The sequence below is a fragment of the Streptomyces sp. NPDC006529 genome, from assembly GCF_040611795.1.
GTDB lineage: Bacteria > Actinomycetota > Actinomycetes > Streptomycetales > Streptomycetaceae > Streptomyces.
Window position 1 is genome coordinate 1 of the sequence record NZ_JBEXPB010000059.1, and the last position, 25,116, is coordinate 25,116.

The 25,116-nt window shown below is 69.0% G+C and carries 18 protein-coding genes and 4 pseudogenes; 11 read left to right on the forward strand and 11 right to left on the reverse strand.

Annotated elements, in window-relative coordinates; translation table 11 throughout:
- A pseudogene (locus ABZY31_RS28050) lies at nucleotides 1-113 on the forward strand (IS630 family transposase); the annotation flags it as partial.
- Between the two features lie 53 nt (nucleotides 114-166).
- Here the strand turns inward: ABZY31_RS28050 and ABZY31_RS28055 are convergent.
- The 4 genes and pseudogenes from ABZY31_RS28055 to ABZY31_RS28070 all read right to left on the reverse strand — a co-directional run bounded on the left by ABZY31_RS28055 (nucleotide 167) and on the right by ABZY31_RS28070 (nucleotide 6,371).
- A pseudogene (locus tag ABZY31_RS28055) lies at nucleotides 167-1,098 on the reverse strand (IS5 family transposase).
- A gap of 55 nt (nucleotides 1,099-1,153) precedes the next feature.
- Nucleotides 1,154-3,331 (reverse strand): PQQ-binding-like beta-propeller repeat protein, encoded by a 2,178-nt coding sequence (locus tag ABZY31_RS28060; RefSeq protein WP_356415624.1) that lies wholly within the window; start codon nucleotides 3,329-3,331, stop codon nucleotides 1,154-1,156.
- Nucleotides 3,332-3,459: 128 nt separating this feature from the next.
- Nucleotides 3,460-5,841, reverse strand: coding sequence for a PQQ-binding-like beta-propeller repeat protein (locus ABZY31_RS28065; RefSeq protein ID WP_356415627.1), 2,382 nt, complete (start codon nucleotides 5,839-5,841; stop codon nucleotides 3,460-3,462).
- 218 nt (nucleotides 5,842-6,059) lie between these two features.
- Nucleotides 6,060-6,371: a SpoIIE family protein phosphatase gene (locus tag ABZY31_RS28070; RefSeq protein WP_356415630.1), complete on the reverse strand. Its 312-nt coding sequence runs from the start codon at nucleotides 6,369-6,371 to the stop codon at nucleotides 6,060-6,062.
- A 602-nt stretch (nucleotides 6,372-6,973) separates the two neighbouring features.
- Between ABZY31_RS28070 and ABZY31_RS28075 the strand changes: the two genes are divergently transcribed.
- A complete protein-coding gene (locus ABZY31_RS28075; RefSeq protein ID WP_356415633.1) occupies nucleotides 6,974-7,288 on the forward strand; it encodes a hypothetical protein in 315 nt (104 codons plus the stop codon).
- A gap of 1,140 nt (nucleotides 7,289-8,428) precedes the next feature.
- On the opposite strand, the gene ABZY31_RS28080 is transcribed toward ABZY31_RS28075, so the two are convergent.
- The 5 genes from ABZY31_RS28080 to ABZY31_RS28100 all read right to left on the reverse strand — a co-directional run bounded on the left by ABZY31_RS28080 (nucleotide 8,429) and on the right by ABZY31_RS28100 (nucleotide 13,923).
- The gene (locus ABZY31_RS28080) at nucleotides 8,429-8,959 is read right to left on the reverse strand and encodes a hypothetical protein (RefSeq protein WP_356415636.1); all 531 of its coding nucleotides are present in this window, start codon (nucleotides 8,957-8,959) and stop codon (nucleotides 8,429-8,431) included.
- Between the two features lie 646 nt (nucleotides 8,960-9,605).
- Nucleotides 9,606-10,484: an isocitrate lyase/PEP mutase family protein gene (locus tag ABZY31_RS28085; protein ID WP_356415638.1), complete on the reverse strand. Its 879-nt coding sequence runs from the start codon at nucleotides 10,482-10,484 to the stop codon at nucleotides 9,606-9,608.
- Nucleotides 10,485-11,797: 1,313 nt separating this feature from the next.
- Entirely contained in the window at nucleotides 11,798-12,322 is a 525-nt protein-coding gene (locus ABZY31_RS28090) for a hypothetical protein (protein WP_356415640.1), read from the reverse strand.
- A gap of 271 nt (nucleotides 12,323-12,593) precedes the next feature.
- Nucleotides 12,594-13,643, reverse strand: coding sequence for a hypothetical protein (locus ABZY31_RS28095; protein ID WP_356415642.1), 1,050 nt, complete (start codon nucleotides 13,641-13,643; stop codon nucleotides 12,594-12,596).
- 148 nt (nucleotides 13,644-13,791) lie between these two features.
- Nucleotides 13,792-13,923: a hypothetical protein gene (locus tag ABZY31_RS28100; protein WP_356415645.1), complete on the reverse strand. Its 132-nt coding sequence runs from the start codon at nucleotides 13,921-13,923 to the stop codon at nucleotides 13,792-13,794.
- 405 nt (nucleotides 13,924-14,328) lie between these two features.
- On the opposite strand from ABZY31_RS28100, the gene ABZY31_RS28105 reads away from it, so the two are divergent.
- Genes ABZY31_RS28105 through ABZY31_RS28115 form a run of 3 tightly spaced genes read left to right on the forward strand, consistent with a single transcriptional unit; the run spans nucleotide 14,329 to nucleotide 17,350 of the window.
- Nucleotides 14,329-15,288 (forward strand): endonuclease/exonuclease/phosphatase family protein, encoded by a 960-nt coding sequence (locus ABZY31_RS28105; RefSeq protein WP_356415647.1) that lies wholly within the window; start codon nucleotides 14,329-14,331, stop codon nucleotides 15,286-15,288.
- A gap of 57 nt (nucleotides 15,289-15,345) precedes the next feature.
- A complete protein-coding gene (gene cseB, locus ABZY31_RS28110) occupies nucleotides 15,346-16,065 on the forward strand; it encodes a two-component system response regulator CseB (RefSeq protein ID WP_356415650.1) in 720 nt (239 codons plus the stop codon).
- Nucleotides 16,066-16,081: 16 nt separating this feature from the next.
- Nucleotides 16,082-17,350 (forward strand): HAMP domain-containing sensor histidine kinase, encoded by a 1,269-nt coding sequence (locus ABZY31_RS28115; RefSeq protein ID WP_356415653.1) that lies wholly within the window; start codon nucleotides 16,082-16,084, stop codon nucleotides 17,348-17,350.
- A 220-nt stretch (nucleotides 17,351-17,570) separates the two neighbouring features.
- Here ABZY31_RS28115 and ABZY31_RS28120 read toward each other — a convergent pair.
- Nucleotides 17,571-17,861: pseudogene (locus ABZY31_RS28120) on the reverse strand (transposase family protein); the annotation flags it as partial.
- A 693-nt stretch (nucleotides 17,862-18,554) separates the two neighbouring features.
- Between ABZY31_RS28120 and uppS the strand changes: the two are divergent.
- The 5 genes from uppS (at nucleotide 18,555) to ABZY31_RS28145 (ending at nucleotide 23,170) form a co-directional block, all read left to right on the forward strand.
- Nucleotides 18,555-19,301, forward strand: coding sequence for a polyprenyl diphosphate synthase (uppS, locus tag ABZY31_RS28125; protein ID WP_356415655.1), 747 nt, complete (start codon nucleotides 18,555-18,557; stop codon nucleotides 19,299-19,301).
- 173 nt (nucleotides 19,302-19,474) lie between these two features.
- On the forward strand, nucleotides 19,475-20,389 hold the full coding sequence (locus ABZY31_RS28130; RefSeq protein ID WP_356415657.1) for a hypothetical protein: 915 nt from the start codon (nucleotides 19,475-19,477) through the stop codon (nucleotides 20,387-20,389).
- 1,157 nt (nucleotides 20,390-21,546) lie between these two features.
- Nucleotides 21,547-22,119: a dihydrofolate reductase family protein gene (locus tag ABZY31_RS28135; RefSeq protein ID WP_356415660.1), complete on the forward strand. Its 573-nt coding sequence runs from the start codon at nucleotides 21,547-21,549 to the stop codon at nucleotides 22,117-22,119.
- Nucleotides 22,120-22,238: 119 nt separating this feature from the next.
- A complete protein-coding gene (locus ABZY31_RS28140; RefSeq protein ID WP_356415663.1) occupies nucleotides 22,239-22,706 on the forward strand; it encodes a MarR family transcriptional regulator in 468 nt (155 codons plus the stop codon).
- A gap of 2 nt (nucleotides 22,707-22,708) precedes the next feature.
- Nucleotides 22,709-23,170, forward strand: a complete 462-nt coding sequence (locus tag ABZY31_RS28145; RefSeq protein ID WP_356415666.1) for a MarR family winged helix-turn-helix transcriptional regulator — start codon at nucleotides 22,709-22,711, stop codon at nucleotides 23,168-23,170.
- Nucleotides 23,171-23,787: 617 nt separating this feature from the next.
- On the opposite strand, the pseudogene ABZY31_RS28150 reads toward ABZY31_RS28145, so the two are convergent.
- Nucleotides 23,788-24,024, reverse strand: a pseudogene (locus ABZY31_RS28150) (hypothetical protein); the annotation flags it as partial.
- A gap of 437 nt (nucleotides 24,025-24,461) precedes the next feature.
- Between ABZY31_RS28150 and ABZY31_RS28155 the strand changes: the two are divergent.
- Nucleotides 24,462-24,956, forward strand: coding sequence for a hypothetical protein (locus tag ABZY31_RS28155; protein WP_356415669.1), 495 nt, complete (start codon nucleotides 24,462-24,464; stop codon nucleotides 24,954-24,956).
- Nucleotides 24,957-25,116 lie beyond the last annotated feature (160 nt).

Consider the following 25,116-nt stretch of genomic DNA (forward strand, 5'->3'; position numbering starts at 1 on the left):
ACCAGAACGCCCGCCACCCCGACGTCCTCGCCGCCCAACGACGCGAACGCGCCAGAATCCGCAGCGAAAGAGGCCTTCGCTGGGGCGGCAGACCCCTACCCATCGCGGCCTGACCACCCAACCCGGCGAACCTTCCCGGTCACGGCACTAGGCAACGTTTCTCGGATCATGTTCGGAGCCAGATGATGAGGGCTGCGAGGGTGACGGTGCCGAGGTAGATGTAGGCGCGTTTCTCGTAGCGGGTGGCGACGGCGCGGAAGCCCTTGAGGCGGTTGATGGCGCGTTCGACGGTGTTGCGTTTCTTGTAGCGCTCGCTGTCGAAGCCGGTGGGGCGGCCACCGCGGGAGCCGCGGTTCTTGCGGTGTCTTTGCTGGTCGAGGCGCTCGGGGATGGTGTGCCGGATTCCGCGTCGTCGCAGGTAGCGGCGGTTGCTCCGGGATGTGTAGGCCTTGTCTGCCAGGACATGGTCGGGGCGGGTCCGAGGCCGTCCGACGCCGATGCGGGGCACGGAGACCTGCTCCAATACCCGCTCGAACTGGGGGCCGTCACCGTAGTGGCCCGGCGTCAGGACAAAGGCGAGAGGCCTGCATCGCCCGTCGGCGGCGAGGTGGATTTTGGCGGTGAATCCGCCGCGGGAGTGTCCCAGCCACTCGACGATCGGACCACCTCCTCGAGCCGGACCACCAGTTTCCGCAACACCGGATCGACCTGATTCGTCCCCCGCAAGTTCCCCTTTTGAGGATCGGTGGCCGCCGGCGTCTTCCTCGCGCCGGCGGCGTGCTGGTGGGCCCGCACCACTGTCGAGTCCACCGAGACGTCCCAGTCGATCCGGCCCTCCGCGTCCTCGGCAGCCTGGATACGGGACAGCAGCACCGTCCACGTTCCATCCGCCGACCAGCGGCGATGGCGTTTATAGACGGTCTCCCACGGCCCGAACCGCTCCGGCAGATCCCGCCACTGCACACCCCTCCGGACCCGGTAGAGCACCCCGTTGATCACCCGGCGGTGATCACTCCACCGGCCCCCACGGGCACCACCAGGAGGCAGGAACGACTCCAGCCGGTCCCACTCCGCGTTCGTCAGATCCCCACGGCCCATACCGACAGCCTGACCCCAACACCCCACCCACGTCACGAGATCCGAGAAACATCGCCTAGTCCAGGGCGAAGGCGAACAGCAGGTCACCGCTGGAGACCCACAGGCGGTTGCCTGAGGTGATGGCAGCTTTGAGTGGGGCGCGCGCCCCGACCTCCTGCGGCAGGCGCCACACCTCCTTCCCGTCCGACTCGGCGTACCCGTACAGGCCGGGTCGGCTGCCACCGGTGATCCCGAGCAGGACCAGGCCGTCTTGCGCCGCCAGCACCTGGTGCAGGCCCTTTCCCAAGTCCGGGGTGTGCCACAGCCGCCGGCCGTCGCGCAGCCCGTAGGCCGTCAGCGGCCCGCGACCGGCGGTGAGGTCGACACCGGTCGGAGGGAACGCAGTAGTGAAGAGGGTGTTGCCCCTCGGGCTCAGCTGCTGCCTCGTCTCCGCGTGCCCCTGCCACAGCGGCCTGCCCGTCTCCGCGTCCACGGCCGCGAAGGACCCGTTCGTCAGGCTCTGCTCGAAGAGCACCGTCGCCCCGTCCTCGCTGAGCCGTGCCGTGCCCGCCAGCAACCCGTTCTGCAGCCGGTCCTCCGGCGTCAGGCCGCTGGGAATACTCCACAGTGGGTGCCCGTCGGCCAGTTGCAGGGCGGTCAGCTCAGTGGTGTCGTGCAGCACGGCGAGGACGAGCCGCGCCCCCGGGTTGTCGCCGATGCCCACGATGTCGGAGGGGTGGCGCCACAGTTCTTTTCCGGAGTGAGGGTCGAGGGCGTAGAGCGTACGGCGGTCGTCCGCTCCGGCCTGCCTGCGCGCCACGCAGAGCAGTACCGCGCCCCGCGGATGGACGGCGGTGAGCGGGCTGTCCCGGTCCCAGCGCGGCTTCCCCCCGTCGTCGAGCGCGTAGAGCTTCCCGGTCCGGGCCGAAGTGACGTACGCCCATCCGTCCTCGCCCGCCTGCACGGTCAGGTCTGTGAGTTCCGGCTGCGCCGGGCCCGGCGGGACGAACCGCCAGCGTTCCTTGCCGCTTTCCAGGTTCCGGGCGTGGACGGCGCCGTCGACTTCGATGACGTACACGGTCCGCCCGTCCGTCACGGAGGCCGCGGAGGCCGCGGAGGCCGCGGGTGCGCTCTGCCACAGGCTTTCGCCCGTGTCCGCGTCGAGGACGGCTGCACCCGCCCCGCTGCTGCCCGAGACGAGGAGTCGGCCCCGCGCCGTCTTCACCACGGTGGAGAATCCGTTCGGGAGCGGTTTTCGCCACAGCTGCCTGGGCGGTTGCACGGACGGGTCCTCCCCGGAGTCGGCGAGGTACCAGCTCGAGAGCGCCGCGGCCCCGGCGATCGCACCAACGGCCGCGAGGGCCTGGCGCCGGTCCAGGCGCCCTGCCCAACCGCCGGCAGGCAGTGCCGCCCGGACGGTCTCCTCCCGCCGGCGCACCTCCCGGCGTACGGCCTCAGGGAGCCAGCCCGCACCTGGGAGGTCCGGCCCGCCGAACAGCGCCGCCAGGTCCACCACCTTCGGCCGCTTCCACGGCTCCTTCTCCAGGCACGCTGCCAGGGCCGCCCGCAGTCCCTCCGGTACGTCCTCCAGGTCCGGTTCCTCGTGCACGGTGCGGTACAGGACGATGTGCAGTGCGCTGCTCCCGAAGGCTCCGTGGCCCGAAGCCGCGTACAGCAGGGTGGCGCCGAGGGAGAAGACGTCGCCGGCAGCCGTGCAGGTACGCCCGGATACCTGCTCGGGCGGCATATAGCCGGCGGTACCGACTACTTGTCCGGTGGCGGTTGGGCCCGTCCCGTCCACGCTGCGGGCGATGCCGAAGTCGATGACGCGCGGCCCGTCGTCGGTCAGCAGGATGTTGGACGGTTTCAGATCGCGGTGTACGAGCCCTGCGGCGTGGACGGCGGCGAGGGCCTCGGCCAGGCCGACGGCCAGGCTCCGTACCGTGGCTTCGGGCATCGGCCCGTGCGCGGTGACGGCTTCACTCAGGGTGGGGGCGGGGAGGTAGGCCGTCGCCAGCCAGGGCTGCGCGGCATCCGGGTCGGCGGCGAGCACCGGGGCGGTGAAGGCGCCGCTGACCTTGAGGGCGGCCTCCGTCTCGGCGCGGAACCGCTCGCGGAAGCGCGGGTCCTGGGCGTAGCTCTCCCGGACGACCTTCACCGCCACCGGCCGCCCTGCCCGGGTGGAGGCCAAGTAGACCTTGCCCATGCCGCCGGACCCGAGCAGCCTGACCACACGGTACGGACCGACCCGCACCGGGAGCGGGGTGGCCGCCGAAGGCGGCAGGGGCTGGGTGAACGAGGAGTTGTCGGACGACGAAGCGGAAGAGGACGAAGCGGATGACGAGGAGGAAGCGGATGAAGAGGCAGCGGGCGGTGGGGCGCTCATCCCGCGTTCGCCCGGTAGGCCCGCACGCGTCCGCCGCCGCTGACGAACACGACGTCGTCCTGTGCCCCCACGCCCCAGAACGCCTCCGCCAGGCGGGTGGCCTCCCCGATGCCGGAAGGCGACGGTGCCGCAGAGCCCGGGGCGAAAACCGCGGCTGAGGACGCCGAGGCGGCCGGCTTGTCGCGCAGCGCCCAGAGCTGCTTGCCGTCGGAGGTCCGCAGCACCAGGCAGCCGGACGCGAATTCCCCGGTGTTCATGCCGAGACCGCTGATCGCGGGGCTGAACAGGACCACGGTGACCTGGGTGGACGCGGCCAGGGTGGGCGAGAACGCGGGAAGGGGAGACAGTGGGACGGGGCTTTCGACGCGCCATCGGATCTTTCCGGTGTGCAGGTCCACGGCGTGTACGTTCCGGAAGTCGTTGACGAGCAGCAGGTCTCCGACGGCAATGGGGGCCGAAGCGCCGGCCATGGGAAGCGCCCAGCGACGCTGCCCGCTCTCGGCGTCGTAGGCGCTCATTCCGGCCTTCTGGTGCATGGCGATCAGCAGGTCACCGACGGCGATGAGCGAGGAGGTGAGGGATCCTCCGCCCGCCTGCATATAAGGGGGGAGCTGGCTGTTGGGGTCCGCGGCCACGTCCACGGACCACCGCGGCGTTCCGTCCGCGGCGTTCAGCGCGTACAGGGTTAAGCCGGTCTTGGTGCTCTCGGTGTAGTAGAAGCCGCGGCGATCGGCGGCGTACCTGACCCGCGACGTGGAGTTGGGGACCACGGGCTTGCGCCACCGGACGCCTCCACCGCTCAGGTCGATGGCGGTGGCCGTCTCGCTGAGACCGGGACCCGCAGTAGCGTCGGGGGACGGCGCGCCCGGCGTGAGGCCTCCCTTGAAGGTGTCTACCAGGCAGTAGGCCATGTTCTCGTGGGCGGAGAGCAGAGTGACCACGTTGTCGCCCTTCGGTAGACCCAGGGTGGACCGCACGCGGGCGGTGGCCGGGTCCAGCACGATCAAGCTCGTCTGCCCCATGGATTCCAGGGCCGTGCTCATCGAAGTGCCGAGCAGCCCCGCGTTGATGGGGCCGAGGACTCGGGTTCCCCGGGGGAGCGCTCCGGAGGGCTGTTTCAGCTGCATCGAGGTCGCGATGCTCTGGCTCCAGCGGGGCGTGCCGCTCGCGGGATCGAACGCGGCCACCGTGTAGCCGCCGAAGCTGGAGTCCTGCAGCACCAGCGTCCCGCCGGTCGCCCGCACCTGGGGCATTCCGCTCGGAGAGTCGGGGAGCGGCTCGTTCCACAGAGGCGCGGGCGGGGCCGTCAGGACCACGGGGCGCGCGGTCGGGCCGAGAGACGGGGCGGGGCCGGCGTTCTTGCTGCCGCCGTCTCCGGCTTTCCAGGGCCCCCACACGGCTGCGGCCACCCCGCCTCCGGCGAGCGCGGCGGCCGCGAGGCCGCCGAGCAGGACCGTGCGACGGCTGGGCGCGGACCTCTTTCGGTCCCCGTCGGGCACGGCGCGGGGCGGGGGCGGTGCCACCGCCATCAGCTCGGCGTCCCGGGCCCGCTCCGTCAGATCCGCCTGGAGCGCCGGGACCAGTAGATCGTGCGGGCGCGCGGGCGCCAGCCCGGCCAGCACCGCATCGAGAGGGGGCCGCCGGGAAGGCGTCTTGTCCAGGCACCGCAGCAGGAGCGGGTGCAGGGAGGAGGGGACGGCGTGCAAGTCGGGTTCGTCCGTGACGATGCGGTGTAACACGCCGTGATCACCGGGACCGAACGGCCCCTCCCCGCAGGCGGCGTAGACCAGGACTCCGGCCAGCGCGAAGACGTCGCTCTCCGGTCCGGCGTCGTGGAACGAGGCGATCTGTTCCGGCGCCATGAAGGCGGGGGAACCGATCACCGTGCCGGTGAGCGTGAGCCGGGTCTCGCCGAGGGCTTTGCTGATACCGAAGTCGATCACGCGCGGGCCGTCGGTGGACAGCAGCACGTTGCCCGGCTTGAAGTCCCGGTGCACCAGTCCGGCCGCGTGGATGACCTGAAGGGACTCGGCGAGGGCGGCCCCCAGGGCCCGCACGGCAGGCTCCTGGAAGGTGCCGCAGATCCGCAGCGCCTGATCGAGCGTCGGCCCGGGGACGTACGCGGTGGCCAGCCAGGGCCGAGGCCCGTCCGTATCGGCATCCAGCACGGGCACCGTGTACACGCCGCTGACCCGGCGGGCTGCCGCCACTTCCCGCCGGAAACGGCTGCGGAAGGCCGGATCGTCCGCGTACTCCTCCCGCACTTGCTTGACCGCCACCAACCGCCCCGACCCGGTCCTGCAGAGGGAGACCACGCCCATCCCACCACTGCCGAGCGGCCGCATCACCACGTACGGGCCGATGACTGCGGGCAACACGACGGTCGCGTCCTCCGCCCCTAACTCCGGCTCCGAACCAGCCCCTTGCATTCCCATGGCTCCCCCCGCCCGACATCTGCCCGGCTATATCCGGCGAAGGGAGAGACAGTCCCCCTCCGCCCGCGGTTCCTCGCGGGCGGAGCCTACAGCGGCACCCCACGACCCGAACCTCATTCCGCTCGATCAGGTCCCCCATGCAGCAATGTCAGCCGGGTCCGTCAGCGGGAGCAGCGCAGCATCGCGATGACGGTGGCGTCGTCGCGGTAGCCGTCGCCGTCTTCCTTGACGGCGGCGACCAAGGCGCCGGCCAGGGCCTGCGGATCAGTTGCATGCAGACGGCACAGCGTCTCCAGTGCCGTCGGATTCACTTGGTCCGATACCCCGTCGGTGACCAGGAGGATGAGCGGGACGGTCTCGGGGATCTCGACCTGGCGGCAGGTTGCCGGGCCGGCCTGGGACAGGCCGAGGCGGGGCCAGTTGTCGTGGCGTTTGGCGATCTCCACCGGGACGCCCCGTTCCTGCGCAGCCACTGGCCCATCGTGGCGTCAGTGCTCCACTGGATGAGAGCGGTCCCGTCGTATCCATATGCCCGGCAGTCGCCGAGCCAGTGCACCGCGGTGGGCCAGCCTGGCTCCATGCACGCGTACACGGCCGACGCGTGCGGCGGAGTCTCGTACGCGTGCGCCATCTGCCCGGCCGTGATCAGTCCGGCCAGCCCGCCCAGGGCCATCCCGATGTGCGTCATCACCGCGGGCGCACTTGCTGCACCGCCCCACTGCCATGAGCGTGTCGGTCCCCAGGAAGGCATTCGTGCCGTCCTCATTCGCGGCCTGCCCCACAGCCTGGAGGATGGCGAAGAACTGCGCACCGAGGAACTTCCATTGAGGCTGGTCCTTGGCCGCTCTAGGGACGTGCTTCGCGGCGCGGATCAGGAACCAGCGCCAGGAGTGCGCAGGCGCCCACCCGTGTGGAGCGGATCTGTACCCGTCCTCGTTCTCACAGTCACTCACGTTGCCGACAATACAGTAATTGTTTCCTTGAGAGAAACTCCACAGTATTTTGGAGAGACTCTGGTTGTGTCGGGATACCTCTTGATGGCATGTACGCAACCCGGATCGCTACAATGCGAAGCATGGACAAGACGGCGAAGCAGCGGGCCCTGGAGGCAGTGACCGAACTCGAGCTCAGATTCATCGAAGCCGTAGAGCACGGAAGGCTTCGCGCGGAACTGACCTACGAACAGCTCGGCAGCTGCCTCGGCATGTCCAAGAGCCAGATCAGCAAACGCCAAGACGGACTGATCAAATACACGGTCCGCGAGATGTACTACATCGGCCAACTCCTGGGCATCGATCCCCTCGTCATGGCGGCAGGACTCGGCACCTGGCTCAACGACATCGACCCCGCCCAGGTCCTCCGCCGTCTCGAAGCCCCCGCAAGGCCGTGACCCCGGCCAGCGGCCTCCCCGCGCCGCTCCGCGCCGATCACAGAAACGCTGACGTCGGATCTTGGGATGACCTGAATGCCTCGGCCGGGCTGTGGGGTTACCGAGGAAAGCCGTGGCTCCTGTGACGCCTGGTTGGCGTCGGTGTGGAGTCCGGTGCAGAGAAGGCCGAATGCCCGGACTGCCGCGGTGGCTACGCTGTCGCGGGCGTCGGCGGGTGGTTCGCCGGACAGAATCCGTTGTTGCGGTTCACGCAAAGCAGCCCGGTGTGTGCCGGCGATGGCCCCTACGAGGAGCGCGAGCATCGGGTGGCCGTCCCGGCCCGGTCCGGTGGAGGTTTCCGGTGGCCGTTCGGCAAGTGCGGCCGCCAGCCCGGCCTCGGCGCGTTCACTGATCTCGTGTTCGCGTTCGCGTGCGCGCAGTGCGGCGCTGTCGTGGATGACCTGCCAGAACCGGCGCGCGTCGACACGGAACCTGAGTGCGGGGTCGTCGCGCCGCAGGGCGGCCAGGAGGTCGTCGCGGATCGTCTTTACGGGACAGTCGGCGGGCGCACGGTCGCGTACCAGCGCGGCGAGACGGCCCTCGACTTGTGCCTGGCGATCGAAGAAGAGGTCTTCTTTGGTGGGGGAATAGTTGAACAACGTGTTGGTCGAGACGCCTGCGTGTCGTCCAAATTTCGCGCGTACTCACCACGGCCCGTCCGTCCTACACGCCCCGCCTTCAGGCAGCCCACGGTCCGTGGTCGCCTGAACACAACGATGCCGTGCCCAGGCCGCACAGCGGGCAGGTTCTCACAAAGATGCGGTGGGGACCTGCGCGACGCCGTCGGCCTGCACAGCCTCCACAACGCGCTGGTGGAAGGCTGCGAGACCGCCAGCGGGGAGCGGAGTCGGACTGCCGGTGAGGGTGTACCACTCGTCGGCGCCGGTGTACCGGACCCGGACCGCGACCTTCCCATCCGGGCCGGCTTCGGTCGTCAGGGTAACGTTGTCCGCTTATCTGGAAGCCTCTCAGCGCTTTCGACGTACCGCGGAAGCTTTCCCGACAGCAACGATGATGACAACCGCAACGATCAAGAGCGGAGTACCGGACAAGAAGGCCTTGTATGACGCATCGCTCATTGGCCGCATGCCCCCTGCCGCGTCATACCTTTCCGGGGGCTGCGCTCGCCAACTCTGCGGCCATGCGGCGCAGCAGCCGCTGCTGGCGGGCGCCGTACCAGGTGATCCACGCCAGGAAGACGGCGCTCAAGACACCCGTCAACGCGCCCTGACGGAATCCAGATCCGACAGCCGCCAAGACCGTGACCGAGCCGAACATCAAGAAGAGGAAAATGAGGGCCCAGCGGCGGTGGCGGACCCGGCGCAAGCGATCCGTCACCAGGCGCCCCATCTCGGCCCGCTCCTCGGGCGAGTCGGGCACCTCCCCGTGACGCAGACGGTCATCCAGCGACACGTAATCCTCGGCGGTAGAGACCCCGGAAGCCCTGCGCTCCCTGCGGCGGATCATCATCATCACGGCTGTCGCCCCCACAGCCCCCGAAATGCCGCGCAGCACGGCTGCGAACGGAGAACTGCCCGGACCCAGCAGGAGAATCACCCCGGCGCCGAACACCGCGACGAGGGCCCCCTGCATCCAGGGCCGCAGGGCCACCCATCTGCTGAACTCCCTCATACGGCTCATCCCGAACCCCCCAACTCCTGCACAGGAACGGTGCTTTGTGTATGAGGCCGCAGCTTCCCCCTCTACAGGCGATCATGCGACAGGACATAGACACACACCTCGCCGGGCGCCTCGCCCCTGCCACGCCCGGAGGATCTGCTGAGCGATTCCGAGGTCGCCACTCACCGCACTGAGCACCACCACCGTCCAGTCCGACAAAAGTGTCCTCGCCTCACCCTCCACTGGAGCTCAGGCATCATCGAAGGTCACGTCAACAGGGTTTACAACGCTCAAGCGGGCCATGCATGGCCGTGCCTCGTTCACGCTTCTTCGAACTCGGATCCTCACGAAATCATGAGAAAGGGTGTGCCCCAGGTCCAGCGCGACGGCTCAGAAGCCGTATCTCAACCGATCTTGGAACGTGAGGGTCGAAGAGAGTCCCTGGGGAGCGTCATTGACGGACAAGACGAGGCCAGCCTGCCTCGTGGTCGTTACCCGCGGCGCCGCGGCCGTTTTGCGGGTTCGCGGTTCGGTCAACTTCCACGACGGAGTCGGCGTTGGGGTTGTCGATGATCGTGAGGAGACTCTCGCCGGCTGCGGCGGGCGGCGCCGAGAGCCAGGACGGCGAGGTAGGCGGCGGCCCGTGCCCGGGTCAAGCTCACGCGATCACGCTGGCACTGTCGCGGCCGGCGGGCACGCAGTGGTGACGGGTGATGTTCTTGGCCAGGAGGCGGGTGGACTCGGCGATGCCGATCTCCTGGCCGGCGTCGACCGCGGGCAGTCGCCCGTCAGCGAGGCGGAGTTCGGCGAGCGCGGTGTCCATGGCCCGGTGTGCGGCGAACAGACAGGGCGTGCTGTAGACGGCCACGTCGATGCCGAGATCGGTCAGTTCACTCAATGACAGACGAGGCGACTTGCCGCCGGCGATCTGGTTGAAAAGCAGCGGCTTTCCCCCGACCATCGTGCGGATCCGCTTGATCCACTCCACACTGCGCACCCCGTCGACCAGAACGACGTCGGCGTCCGTGGCCGCCAGAGCCTCGGCCCGGCGCAGGATGTCATCCTCCTCCGTGGCATCGGTGCGCGCGACGACCACCATGTCCTTGCGGGTGGCGAGCACCAATTCCAGCTTGTCCAGGTACTCCTCCAGCGGCAGCACCAGTTTCCCATCCGCGTGCCCGCACCGGCGCGGCCTCTTCTGGTCCTCGATGACCACACCGGAGGCGCCGCCCCGTTCCAGGGCTTCGACGACGTGACAGGCGACTTCCGGGTCCACGTAGCCGTCGTCGATGTCGACCAGGAGGTGGTGTCGGGGGAAGGCCCCGCGCAGCCGCTGGGCGAAGGCGACCATGTCCGGCCAGGCGATGAAGCCGATGTCGGGCAGCCCGTAGTAGGAGGCCGCGAAGCCGAAGCCGGAGACGAACATCCCGTCATAGTGCCCGGCCGCCACCGACGCCGAGTACATGTCGTGCACGCCGATCAGCGGCATGGTCCCCGGCTTGGCGATCTGCTCCCGCAGCTCGTTCCCGTAACTCACGATCAGGCTCCTCAAGGTGCGATACGCATCAATGACGAGGTAACCGCCGCGGCAGGGCGACGCTTTACCCGAACCAAATCATTTCCTGACCACTTTGAGGGGAATGGTTACTGCGCTGGTGCGCTCATGCCAATGGCGTAACGCATTCACCGCGAAAAGCTTCCCTGCTCTCAGGCCGCAGTCCCAGATCCGCGTACATGCCTGGTCCTGCTCGCCAGTCCGCTGCCAACTGGTGGGTCTTCCGCTCTGCCTTCTCCAGAAGACGTGCGGTGAGCGTCTCGGGGAGCGGGATGGCCCGTGCTTCGGCCTGGCCGGTGTGCGCGTCCCACTCCCGCAAGCACGCACCCGCCTCCTTGTCCCCGGCTTGCGCCAAGGCCTTGCCGGAAACTCCCCCAGGTCCTCCCCGCCCTCCCCTCCCCGAAAGAAACCATCGCCGTCCCCGTCTTCCCCAGCAGCCTTCACACCCTCGCCCTGCTGTTCAGCAGACGAACGCGGGGCGCATCCTGGCCGCCATGGACCGGGCCCCGACGGACGAGCGCAGCACTCGAACGGGGCACTGACCGTCGTCGCCCTCGCGGAGCAAGCCCAAGTCCGCAGAAACGCGCTAACCCAACGCCACCTCGACCTGAAGGAGGATCTCTACGGCAGAGTCCGGGCCTGCGGACAGACGCCGGACAGCGAAAAGCGACTACGCAAGCAGGTCATCAAGCACAAGGAACTCCGGGCCAACGACGCCGAGGAACTCACTCGACTACGCGCCGACGTCGAGGGCCTGGTCCGCACGCTCAACCAGCTCACGCTGGTGAACCAGCAGCTGCGGACGGAACTGGCCACACCAGGGGGGACAGTTCGGGTGCTGCCCACGCAACCACATCCGCCACCCGCGCGTGAACCGAGCACATGGGTCCGTGGGTCTGGAACGCACGCGAGTTGTAGGCCACCCACACGCTCGAGTGCGCGAGGCGTCCAGCGGGTCGTGCTCCGTACGGCGGCACCTTTGTGGTCTACCCGACGACGGGCCGGTGTGGGCTGCCGATACCAATGGCGAGGACGTCGACCGGCTCGCCGTACAGACGGACCGCAACGTGGTGCTGTACGCCTTGGACGGCAGAGCCCTGTGGGCCTCGTACGCCAGCGATCACAGTGTGCAGGGGGGCCAGCCTCTTGGCGGGGGTGTACCCGACGATCGCCGGATGGCCGACGGACGACCTGGGCCCCCAGGCTGGTGGCATGACACAGCGTGCGCCGGAGCGGGAAATCAGCGCACCTTCGAGGCTCGGCCTCCCCAGCGGGGTCTCGCCGCGGCCTGAGCCTCAGACCGTGAAGAGCGGCTCGTAGGGGTGCCCCTCCCGCGTGTAGATCAAAACGAAGTCTTCCCCCGGCCGAGCGGCCACCTCCCTCAAGCGAGCCAGGACCTCGGTCTGACCCGGAAGATCGAGGCCAAGGGCTGCGGCAGCACGGTCCCTCCTGGCCGCGAGGTCCGGCATGTCCTCCAGATACTCAGCCTCAAGCTCGCGGCTCTCCTCGTCCGTGAACGCCTGGCAGCCTTGCCACCACGGGACGACCAGCAGCAGCCGCACCAGCTCGTGCAGGCCGATGGCAACCAGAGCCGCACCTCCTTCGGAGTCGGCGTAGAGGATCGGACGCTCCTCTCCGCCTTCACCGCAGAAGAAGAACGTGCCTCCAGCACCATCGCCGGCGAAGCCCTCAAGCGCAGCACCCGAGGCGAGGTGCACTTCCTCGACATGATCGCCTCGGTCAAGGTCGAAGTCACCCGGCCAAGCGAGAAAGCGGGCAGCTTCTTCCTGCTCACGGACGGCAGCGATCAACGCTTGCATGAGCCGCAGCCTACGTCCCACTGCGGGACAACCATCATTGGGGATCCGTCCCACGAGGACCCGGCCGGGAGAGCGGGCTGATCCGGCTGTCGTGCCTGATCAGCCCGACCGGCCCGAAGCCGGATACGTGGGGCTGTGCGGGGTGCGGCTCTGGCCCGCAGGGCCGCGACGGGGCCGCACCCCGACCACCTGTACGGGCCCGAGGCCGGCCCCAGAGGGCCGTGTCCAGCCGGCAGATCGCGCTGCCGACCGGACACGACCGGAAGCACGGTCAGAGCAAGCGCGTCTGCGCCCAGTTGTAGAGGCGGCGCGCGCTGTCGCCCAGGCGCGTGGCGTACAGCATGGGCGTCTCGCCGCCCGCGAGTTCGGCGCTGGTGGTGGTGACGCCGACGACGGTGCCGGTGCCGGTCCGGGTGTCGAACTGTGCGAAGTGGGGTCCGCCGCTTGCCCCGTGTGTCATGTCGCAGGGCTCACCCCACAGAAGCGGCGCCTTGGGAGCCGGCCGAGCCTGACCGGCGCAGTGGATCATGCGTGACCCGGCGTACTTGGCATTGGGGTCGTTGAGTTGGCCTTTCGGGTACCCGAAGGTGTGGATGAACTCGTCCCTGACGGGCTCGGTGAATCCGATCTTCTGGCTTCCTGTGACCTCCGCGATCCGTCGTCCGGCGGTTGCGGGGTTGGCCACAAGGACTCCCGTGTCGTAGCCGGCGACGGCGATGTCCTCTGACGTCGTCCTGCCCGGATCGGCGTTCCATCGAGAGGAAGTGGCCATGCTCCTGATGCTGAAGCCGCCGAGAGGTTTCGTACCGTTGCGGTAGCCGGGCACGAAGTAGAGGTTGTGGTTCCAGGTGCCGTCGTCGGCGGGGGCCCCGACACTCCTCAGACAGTGCGCGGCGGTGATGACCGTGCTGCGGTTCGCGCTGTTGACGACTGTTGCGGTGCAACTCCCGTCGTAGCCGTCGGGGAAGGTGAAGAAAAGCCGCCCGACACTCTTGGCCACCGCGCCCCCGTGCCGCCAAGTCGCCCCAGGGTCAGGCGTGCCGGCGGGCAGCGGATGCGGATCGTCGGGCGTGTTGTCGTCCTCGGGCACGGGGGTGATCTCGGGGACCAAGGCGCCTGCCAGCTTCATGCGCTCCGGGGTCCAGTATGCCTCGACCTGGCGGCGCTCTTGATCCGTGGTGGCACCGGAATGCGTCGTGATGGACTCCGGTGCCACGGCGAAGGCAGTGGTCTGCGGCAGCAGGGCCGCTGTGGCCGTAGCGAGCACAAGGGCTGCCATGGCGGCTGTTTTGCGCGGGCGCGGGCGGAATATGGTCGGCATCGTTGCCTCTCTTGATGCTGTCGGGGCTGAGGTGGACTCCCCTCGCTCTGAAGGACGTGCGTCCAGGCGCCAGGTTGTCGACCGTCCCGGAGATGTCGCCACGATGCTTGAGCGCGGTGCTCTCCACGCTGATCCATCGCCCCGGTGGTTACGTCTGCATCTTCGTCTGGAACCGCCGGTTGCGGACCTCCAGCGACGGCGGGATGTAGCGGCCGGTGAAGATGGTCCTGGCCATCGAGATCAGTGCGGCACTCCCCCGTGCGGGGATCCAGTCCAGCATGGCGCCGAACCTGGAGACGCGGAGTAGCCGGCGCATGCGGACCGGCAGATCCGCGTAGGAGTGCCGCTTCCGTTCGCTTCGGGACCGCGCGTCGCAGGGCGTGTCGTGGGAACCCGGCGGCCCGGGTGCGCCAAGTGGTCGGATGCGCCGCCGGGCCCTGCCCGGGCTGATTGCCGCCTCCGGGCCGCTCGCAGACGCGCCAGGCCCTCGGACGGTCACCCGCGTCCATCGAGCCCGCGGACGGGGGTGTGAAACCTGACTGATACATGGCTGTGCGGTGCTCGAAGTGCTCCCCTGACGGGTTGGAAGTGCGCCCCTCCGAGGCTGTCGTCGTACCCCGTTCCGGCGTACGCGATGTCGAGAGAGGGGAATTCCGTGCCGAGCGCACCAGAGAGTTTGAGGGACATGGTCGATACGCCGGTTGATTCCGGCCGCCCCGGCACCCCGCCCGCCGCGCGCCGGGGGCGGCTGCTCGCCGCCGCCGCGCTGTGCTGTGCCCTGGTGATGGCGCTGAACTCCCACGTGCCGAACGGGATCGGCAATGCCGGAAGCCTGCTCCAGACGCTGCTGCCGTGGACCGCACTGGGCATCCCGCTGTTGCTCGCGCTCGCCGCCGTAAGCCGCTCCCGGCTCGCCGTCTGCGCCGTCCTGCTGCCGACGGTCGTGTGGGCGTCCCTCTTCGGTGGTGTGCTCACCGACAAGCGCTCCGGCGGCGGGGACTTCACGGTTATCAGTCACAACGTGGACGAGGCGAACTCCGACCCCGCGGGCACCGCGCGGGCGCTCGCCGCCTCGGGGGCGGACCTCCTGGCGCTGGAGGAGCTGTCCGCTACGGCCACGCTCGCCTACGAGCGCGAACTGGCCGGCACGTACCGGTACCACTCGGTGCACGGCGGTGTCGGTCTGTGGAGCAAGAACCCCATGCGCAGCGTGGAGATCGTGCCGATCATGCCGTGGACTCGTGCGGTGCGGGCCACGGTCGACACCCCGAAGGGGCCCGTCGCCGTCTTCGCCGCCCATCTCGCGTCGGTACGGGTGCTGCCGACCGCGGGTTTCACCACCAGCCGCCGCAACGAGGCGGCGCTGAAGCTGGCCGACGCCGTGCGGGCCGAGCCGCTGCCCCGGGTCGTCGTGCTCGGCGACCTCAACGGGACCACCACCGATTCGGCGCTGGCGCCGGTGACCTCCCGGTTGCGCTCGGCGCAGCGGGAGGCCGGCAACGGCTTCGGCTTCACCTGGCCCGCCTCGTTCCCGGTGGTCCGCATCGACGAAATCCTGGTGAAGGGGATGGCTCCGGTGGCCGCGTGGACCCTTCCGGCCACCGGCAGCGACCACCTTCCGGTCGCGGCTTCCCTGCGCTGGTGACTGGCTACGATGCGGGAGAACAGTTGAGAAATATCCCTCTATGAGCAGGTGGATGGCGTGTCCGCAGCCCGGGTCCCGGCCCCCGTCAGCGTGCTTCTCGTGGAGGACGACGCGGTCATCCGGCGCGCCGTCCAACTGGCCCTGGAGCGGTACGGGTACCGGGTCGCGGTGGCGGCGGACGGGCTGGGCGGCCTGGAGGCGTTCCGTGCCGGGGCGCACGACCTGCTGATCCTGGACGTGATGCTGCCCGAGCTCGACGGGATCGGGCTGTGCCGCCGCATCCGAGAGGAGAGCCTGGTTCCGGTCCTGATGATGTCCGCCCGTGGTGACGCCCTGGACGTGGTCAGCGGGCTGGAGTCGGGGGCCGACGACTACGTGGTCAAGCCCGTGGACACCGCCGTCCTGGTGGCCCGCATCCGCACCCTGCTGCGCCGGGCGACCTTCCGACCGGCCCAGCCGGCCGCCCCCGCCGATTCGGACGTACCGGACGGTGTGCTGGTCTTCGGGGACCTGTCCGTGGACATCCTGGGCATGGAGGTACGGCTGGCCGGGCAACCCGTTCCGCTGACCCCCACCGAACTGCGCCTGCTGCTGGAGTTCGCGGCGGTCCCGGGCGCGGTGCTCGACCGCCGCCGGCTGCTGCGCGAGGTCTGGGACTACGGCTGGGAAGGTGACACCCGGGTCGTGGACCTGTGCGTGCTGCGGCTGCGCAAGAAGATCGGCAGCGGCCGGATCGAGACCGTCCGGGGCTTCGGCTACAAACTCGTCCGCGACTGAGCCGAAGGCCGGCCCGATGGCATTCCTCAATCCCCGCGCCCTGCGCTGGAAGATCGCCGCTCTGACCGCGGCCGCCTGCTGCGCGGTGGCCGCGGTGATCGGCGTGCTCGTCCACGACGCCACCGCCGCGCGCGGGCAGCGGACCGGAAACGACCGCCTCGCAGCCGCCGTGCGCTCTGCGGAGGCCGAGTACGAGCGTACGGGCAAGGCCCCGATCGGGATCGACGTCGTGGCGCCGGAGGAGCTCGACGAGCCGCTGGCCCGTGCGCTGGCGGGCAAGGGGCCGGCCGACCTGTACGCCACCTGGTACGACGAGAAGCCCCCGAACTGGTACTGGCTCTGGGGCGCCGCGCCCGTCGGGGGCGACCGGGTGCTCGTCGCGCGGACCGACATGAGTTCCGAGGTGCGCTCCCTCCAGCTCCTGGACCGCACCATCGTGGCGGCCGTCCTCGTCGCCCTCGCCTTCGTGGTGCCGCTCGCGGCGCTGGCGACCGAGCCGATGAACCGGCGGCTGCGCCGTGGCGCCCGGACCGCCCGCGCCATCGCCGACGGCGACCTCGATGCCCGGATCGGCCCCGCCGGGCGGGCCCGGGACGAGATCACCGAGATGTCCACGGCCGTGGACGAGATGGCCGGGGCCCTGCAGCACAAGCTCGAGGGCGAGCGCCGGTTCACCGCGGACGTCGCGCACGAGCTGCGGACCCCGCTGATGGGGCTGATCACCGCGGCGGGACTGTTGCCCCGGGAGGACGAGGCGGCCACGTTGGTACGGGACCGGGCGCGGGCGCTGAACGGGCTGGTCGAGGACCTGCTGGAGATCTCCCGGCTCGACGCGGGGGTCGAGCATGCCCGGGCCGACCTGGTGCCGCTGGGCGATTTGGTGGAGGACGTGGTGCGCCGCGGCGGCACGGACACCCGGGTGGCCATCGACGGCGCGGACCCGCGCGGGGGCGCAGCGACGGTGGAGACCGACCCGCGCCGGGTGGAGCGGATCGTGGTCAACCTCGTCGCCAACGCGCACCGGCACGGCGCCGCCCCGGTCGAGGTCTCCGTCACCGGCGCACGGATCCTCGTACGGGACCGCGGGCCCGGCTTCCCGGCGGCGATCCTCGCCGAGGGGCCGCAGCGGTTCCGGACGGGCGCGGCCGAGCGGGGGCGCGGGCACGGCCTCGGGCTGACCATCGCGCTCGGCCAGGCCGGGGTCCTCGGGGCGCGGCTGACCTTCGCGAACGCCCCGGACGGGGGCGCCGTCGCAAGTCTCGACCTGGCCCCCGGCACCCGCTGAGACCGAGCCGCAACAGAGTCCACGGCAGCCGGATCCGACGGTTCTTGAGTGGCTCTCAAGAACCGTCGCGAGATCCCGTTCAGCCGAAAGGCTGGGCGGGATCCCGGCGTTTCCGGGATGTGTACGAGGTGGTGTCCGAACGCGGATGAGGCATCGGGCGGTTGCCTGGCGGAGGATCGGCCTGGGTTTCGGGGGGAGCGGGTGCGCGCGAGGTGCCGAGGCTGCAGTCGGCGCATCCATCGCCCAGGCGGTCGCACTCGCTGAGGGTGCCGTCCAGGAGCACGTAATCCGGGTCGTGCTCGCGCAGGCCCTTGAGCAGGCCCGGCGCCCGGACGGCGAGGGGCCGCACGACAACGGTGGTGCAGGCGTGGGCCGTGCCTACGGATATGCCGAGTCCGGCGGCGACCTGCGCGAGAGTGTCGTGCTTGCGCAGGTAGGCGAGAGCGACGAGAGCGCGTTTGTGCGGCGGGAGCTTGCAGCGGCGGTCACCCTCGTGGGTGACGGCAAGCATCGTACCTGCAGCACCGCCGCCTCCACCAGGCGGGTTCACGGCACTGGACGCGGCACTGGAATCCGGGCCTTCTGCAGGACGCTCAGTACCCCAAATCGAGGTACTGGTAGATGTGTTGGTGGTCGGCGCGGCAGGCCGAAACAGGTGTCGTCCCAGTGCAGGGGCGTCACAGTGACCGCGTCGCCGGGCGCCCCGGGGTCAGTTTTCAGGAAGCATCGACAGACGGTGGCCGGCAGGCGAGAAGGCGTGAGATTCGGCGTCCAGCGGGGCGCATTCGCAGGGGCCTGAGGCGTCCTAAGCGTGTGGGCGCCTGCGCGGGCGCACGTGGAGGGCAGGGGTTCTACCTTTGTACTCAAAGATCCCCCCGGCGCACGTTGTAGATCGTGGGCGCGACAGTACGCGGTGACCTGCGCCTTGTGTGAGCGGGGCTGTTCGCGCGCATGATGGATCACCTGCTCATCAGGCCGTGGACACGCCTTTCCCACTTGGTGTGTTCGCGATCTGGGGCCGCATGTGGGGTGGCCGAGCTGACGCTGGCCCTGCACCGGGTGGGCCTGAACGCGGAAGCGATCACGATCGCAGTCCTGGGGGCCCGTTCGCTACGCCACCCCGCCCCCTCTTCGTGCGCGCCCGTGCAGATCAGCCCCACCCACCCGCCCACCCACCGCAAATCCGTGCTGCCGAGAGGACGCGATGATGCTGCTCCACAAACCGAAGGCAAACGCTCCTGCGGCGGCCCGCCGGCCCAGAATTCCCCAGCATGTCGCCTTCATCGTGGACGGAAACCGCCGCTGGGCTCGCGCCCACGGGCGCACGGTCCGAGAAGGCCATCGCGAGGGCGCAGACAACATCATTCGCACCTTGGACAAATGCGAAACTGCTGGAATCGGCATCACCACCTGGTGGCTGCTCTCCATGGAAAATCTGAAACGCTCCGAAGCCGAACTTCACGGACTGCTAGACATCATCACAGATCTCGTCGGTCACCTGACCGACTGCGGTCGCTGGCGCATCCGGCACTTGGGGGATTCGCGGCTTGTTCCCGATCCCCTGGCAGACGCCCTGCATGCAGCCGAACGCAGCAGCGGCCGCTCTGCCGGCCCCCAGGTCAACCTGGCCGTGGCCTACAGCGGCAGAAGTGACATCGTCGCCGCCGTATGCGAGATCGCCCGTCGAGTCGCGGCAGACCCCTTGGAACGTCCCACGGACGCGCCCGCCACAGAAAGACGGATCGAAGGCTTGCTGTCCACCCAAGGGCTCCCGGACCCCGACCTGGTCATCCGCACCTCCGGAGAGCAACGCCTCTCCGGATTCATGCCCTGGCAGACGGCACATTCCGAGTTCTACTTCTCCCCTACCCTGTGGCCGGACTTCACGGAGCAGGACCTTCAGCAGGCTCTTGACTCCTACGCTCACCGCCAGCGACGCCACGGCGCTTAGTCATCGTGGCCCAAGGCCATACGACCTGTCGCACCACGTCCATCAGGTTTCCACGAGCCGCTGCAACACCATTGCACCTAAGTTGCTCACATCTCGATGCATCCCTAGGGCCTGTCCGGCGTTCCTTACGATACGGAGGCAGTAAAATGCGAGGCCTTCTCCAGACGCTCCCGGTGGACGATCCCGACGCCGTTCACCCCGAAGTCGACTCCGCCCAAGAGGCAGCAAATACGTGGATCAAGGCCCATCCGGCCATCTGTGATTCAGCAGCGGGCGCAGCTCTCGAGCCGGAACTCTTCGGCCTCTACGTTGCCGCGGGTTTCCCCCACGTCACGGCCCCGGTCCTCCGAAACGCTGCACGCTGGGTGGGTCTCATGGCGATCTTCGACGACCGGTACACAAATGAGCAACAGCCGGCGGATCCGATCTCGCTGGCAAGAATTCTTCCCTTCATGATGAGCGCCACTTCCCCCGGCGCTGCGATCGACCAGCTACCGCCGCTGGCCGCGGCACTTCATGAAATCTGCTGGACCCATGAGGAAAGCTTCGCCACCACCCTCTCGCGGCCAGCCATGCAGAGATTTGTCTCGGAAAAACGCGCGTACCTGTCCGCTGTCCTAGCTGAGGAATCGCTGCATCTGGCGGAGCAGCCACCCTCACCCCAAGAATACTGGGAACTGAGGTCGCACAACGGAGCCTTCATGGCAGCCATGGCTCTGATCGACAGCGGTGCCCCGCTGCCCGACCAATGGGGCTTTCACTCCGCCTTGGCGCGGGCACTCCACTATCTGGCATGCGTGTTCGGCTCACAGAACGATGTGGTGTCCGCACCGAAAGAGAACTACTCCAACTTGGCATTCAAGGCGTACCTCGAGACGGGCTGCGCAACAACCGATCAGGCACTGGCGGAGATCGCACGGACCAGCAACCAATTCATCGAGCAGTACCGTCTCCACAAGGAGGAGAGGCTATCCGACGCCCCACCTGATGTGCTGCGGCACCTGGGCGACTGCGAGCAGTATGTCCACGGCATTCAGCGATGGAGCCTGGAAACCGGCCGCTACCCCGGTGCGGAAATGGTCACCTGACCAGGAGACCGCCGACGCCGCGGCCTCGAACTGCTCTTCACACCGGCAGCGTCCTGGCGCGGGTGCAGGGTCTTCGGGAGTTCGCAGTGTGCCCTGTGGCAGTGCCCGCCGGAAAGGATCTGCCCTCCTGTTGCACGTCTTCCGCCCTGCTCCTGGGCCGCCTCGGCGAGGAACGCGCCGCGAGCGCAGCGCAGGACCGGGCGCTGGACGATCCCCTGGCGCGCTTCGCCATGCACCTGGAACTGCACGGAGCGGCAACACCGGAGGGCGCGGTCACAGAGCGGCGACCGTCCACCGAAGATCGTGGGGGACACCGCCGACGCGGGCTTCGCGGAGAACCTACGCACCAGCGCAACTCATCCAGGAACGGCACCGGCACCGGCACCGGCACCACGGTGTCATCCGATTCCTGAAAGCCGAACGACCGGAACTTCACCCGCGCATCCAGCTCCTGCTCTTGCTCCCCCATCAACATCGCCACGCCCAGACCCAATCCCCGAACCACCAATCATCACGTAATGACCACAGAACGTAGAACACAGAAGCACGCTCCCCACCAGAACCCGCCGACCACCCCACAATGATGGCACCACCGCAATTGGACGCCCACCGAGCTGGGGTCGACCCTGCGCAGCGCACAGTCCGGCTGCTCTGCCCGGGCGAGGACTTCCAGAACCTTGCCGCGGCAGCAACTCCGGCAGGGCGGTCGAGCAGATCTCCCTCGCAAAGCTCGCGGACACCGGGCTTCAGAACGGGCACTCACACACAGGTGCCGAATCCGACTACCTTCCCGTGAGGCCGACCGGGACCCTGCGCCATGCGCCGTCATAGGGGGCGCCGCAGTGCTCGCACCGGGCGGTCAGGAGCGCCGACGCCTGGGTGGTCTCCGTGCAGGCTCGGCCGGCTCGGGGAATACAGCGTGCAGGCGCGGAATCGGGCACGTACACGGGCCGGTCATCCGGGTGCTTTCGGTCGGCGTTGCGGAGCCACGAAGACGGTAACGGGGGTGGACGGCGGCGGGGCCGGCGGCGGCCGATGAGTTTCTCCGTGATCTCCAGTCATGGATAGTGGTGGCCGTGCCGGAGCCGCAGTGCGGTTGAGGCGCGTACAGCCCGAATCGTCCGCCAGCTGGCCCCCAGACTTCGAGGAACCTGCAGATGCGCACTCTGATCAGCACCGCCTTCATCTCGCTCGACGGCGTCGTCGAGGCCCCCGGCGGGGAAGCCGGCTACCGGAACGCCGGATGGACCTTCAAGCACGTCCACTTCCTCCCCGAGGCGTTCGAGATCAAGGGCCGGGAGCAGCAGGAAGCCGCCGCGATGCTGCTGGGCCGGACCAGCTACGAGGCGTTCAGCCCGGTGTGGCCGGACATGGCGGACTTCGCCGACTACAAGGTGATGCCGAAGTACGTCGTCTCCACCACCCTCACCGAGGACGGCCTCGTGTCGAACTGGGGCGAGACGACGATCCTGCGCTCACTCGACGAGGTCGCCGCACTGAAGGACACCGAGGGCGGCCCGATCATCGTCCACGGCAGCGCCACCTTGAACCAGGGTCTCTCGGACGCCGGCCTGATCGACCGCTACCACCTGCTGGTCTTCCCGCTCCTGCTCGGCGCGGGCAAGCGGCTCTTCAGCGCCGCGGACAAGGACGCGCAGAAGCTGGAACTCGTCGAGCACGAGCTCTACGCCAACGGTCTGCAGAAGCAGGTCTTCGACGTCGTCCGCTGACCGGGGCCTTCGGCGGGGCGGGTCAGCGGACGAGGAAGACGACGAAGGGCTTGTAGCAGCTGCGTCCCGATCTCCCGCGATAGTAGCCATGTACTTAATATCCATGTGCCGTATCTGTCATGAGCGGAGCACCTCCCAACCCCACGCCGGGCTTCCTGGTCTGGCGTCTCTCCATGAAGTGGCGGGTGGCGGTCGACCGGGCCGTCGGCCCGCTGGGCCTGACCCACGCCCAGTACTCGCTGTTGGCCTCACTGCTCGACATGCAGCAGGCCCGACAGCAGCCCAGCCAACGCCAACTCGCAGACCACACCGGCCTCGAACCGCTCTACGTCTCGAAGCTGGCCCGCGCTCTGGAGGCCGCCGGTCTCGTCGCGCGCAGCCCTGACCCCGCTGACACGCGGGCGGTCCGGCTGTCGCTCACCGACCAGGGCCGCGGGGTCACCCAACGTGCGATCGAGATCGTCCAGCAGCGGATGGACCAACTGCTGGTGCCCACGGGTGGCCTGGACGGCGCGCGCACCAAGGTGTTCGCCCGCGAACTGGCGGCCCTGCTCGACGTACCACTCGACCCTCCGGCCAAGGAGTAGTCATGTCCACCACCGCCCCTGCCGCTCCCGCTGTCAACGGCCAAGTCGTCGGCCTGGCCCATTACGCCTCGCGCGCCGTCCTGGAGCGCCTGCTGGCCCGCAGTGGCACCACGTTTCAGCAGTCGCTGGCGCTGGGCGCCGTCGCGGGCAGCGGCGATGCCGTCGACCGCGACCGGCTGGTCACCCAGATGATCGAACGCCTGAAGATCGACGAGTCCGCGGCATTGGAGACGATCGCCGAGCTGACCGCATCTGGTCTGCTGGAGTCCCTGCCCGCCGAGGAGTCCCGCCTGCGACTCACGGATTCGGGCCGGACGCTGAGCGGGGAGATCCGCGCCGCCGGCGCGGAGGTCGCCGCCCGCCTGTACCGCGACATCCCCGCCGAGGACCTGGTGGCTGCCGCCCGCGTACTGACCCTCGTCACGGCCCGCGCCAACGCCGAACTGGCCGGCGCCGAACAGTAGCCGCCCCAAGTGCCCACCCTGCTGGAGTCTTCTGGCGCCCCTGACGTGGTGTGGCCAGAGTGGTGACCGGAGATCCCATTTACGCCGCCTCGTAGTGCTCCCCGCCGACGCAGGGGTGATCCGGCCCGGTTGGTGTCGGCGCACCTCAAGGTCAGGTGCTCCCCGCCCCAGGACCTGGCGTAGCCGTTCGTTCACCTGCGCGGGTACCTGCCGTGCGCGGCGCCGGGCCCGGTACTGCCTCTCCTCGGCGAGGAGGTTGCGGACCGCGCCCGGCGACGGCCCGGGCGAGCTGGGTCGTGTCGCGCTCATCGTTGGTTCGCCCGTACCGGCTTGCACGCGGGGTCACGGATGTCGTGCCCCCAGTCCGAGGGGCCGACCCCGGACGCGGAGTGGCGGATGAACTCGGTCACGCCAGCTCGGATGGGGCGGCCGCAGACGGCGCAGATCCGGCCCACGGCAGTCACAAGGCCCCCTAAACCGGCGGGCAGGACACGGGCTCGGGCAGCGGGCACGTTTCGGCACACAGCTGCCCGAGGCGAAGTGGCGCAAGTCGTCCTTCTCCGCCTCGCCCGGGCTCTGTGATTCGGCAGGTACGACACTGAGGGACCGCTTGATATTTACGGCCCTTCAGGCGGTAGGCAGCGCGGTCGCGGGCCTGCGAGCCGCAGGGTGACGCGCCACGCACCGCCAGGCTGGTTGCGGGCCACGTACACGCCCGGTCCGCCGAAGCCGACGATGTCGACGCGCCCGTCACCGGTGATGTCGGCGACGAAGCGGAGGTGGCCGACCCGCCAGGCTCCGGCGTCTTCGTGGTAGCCGAAGCCGCGGCACACCAGCTGCGCCCGCCGGAAGCGGACGAACAGGGCGAAAAGCAGGGCGCCGGATCGCACCCTTGTCTCGAAACGCAGCGTTTACCCATCCGCCGCTTGGGAGGGGCCTCCTGCACAAGGTGAACCGAGCCTCGACAGACGACCGAAAGAGCAGCCACCCGCACGAGGGAACGAAGGGAACGGTGTTGACGAGCCCGGCTGCGCCCATCGCTGTTGCGTCGCGGCATGCGGCAGTGAAGGGGGTGAGCCTGGTCGTGGTCCCGGCCGCGCCGCCGGACACACCGACTTACGTCCCTGCATCTGTGCCAACAGCAAGGACGTGGTGCGGTTCCGAGAGCAGAGGTCCGGTTCGGCGCTCGTAAATGCGAACCTCATGTCAGTTGATCTGACCCGCCCCCTCGCGCTGTGGGCGGTGCCTGATCTACTACCTGCCCACGGACTGAAAGCTGACGAGGAAAGCAATGGGCGCTCTGACTGACTACTTCCGCGCGGTGGATGCGGCATCGGTTGTGGAGGAACTCAAGCGGGCGGACGGTGGGTCCCCGCTCAGCGCAGGGCCCCCTGTCGTCGATGGGGTTGAGGCCAAGCACGTGGACCCGACCATCGTCTTGGCGATGCTGATCGCTGCCATCCGTCAGGTCCAGTGGCGAGTCGACCTGGTCGAGGATGTGACCGTGTGGCCGACCTCACCGGTACCCGGCCCAGACGGCCCGGAGGACGAGAACGACCCGTGGGTGACGGGACCGTGGGTATCCGAACTCAATTGCCAGGTACGGGACACTCTGGCGGCTGTGCGAGATTCCGAAGTGCCAGCCATCGTCGCCAGGTGGGTGCACGCGGAAGAGCTGCACGGAGCGCGCGCCGAAAATATGCGGCCGGTGGCTGAAGAACTCATCCACCTCGCCAGGAGGGCTCGCGAAGCCGGCGAGCAGCTCTACTGCTGGATGTGCTTGTGAGATGCTCCAGCTGGATGTCCGATCGACACTCGGCGAGGCGGGCCACCTGAGACGCGATGTGACAGGGAAGTCAGTTCAGAGCGGCGCCTTGACCCAGAGCGACTGAGTTGCATGTCAAACGGCCCATCTTGCCCAGCTCGCCCATGGGGTTGTGCTGACG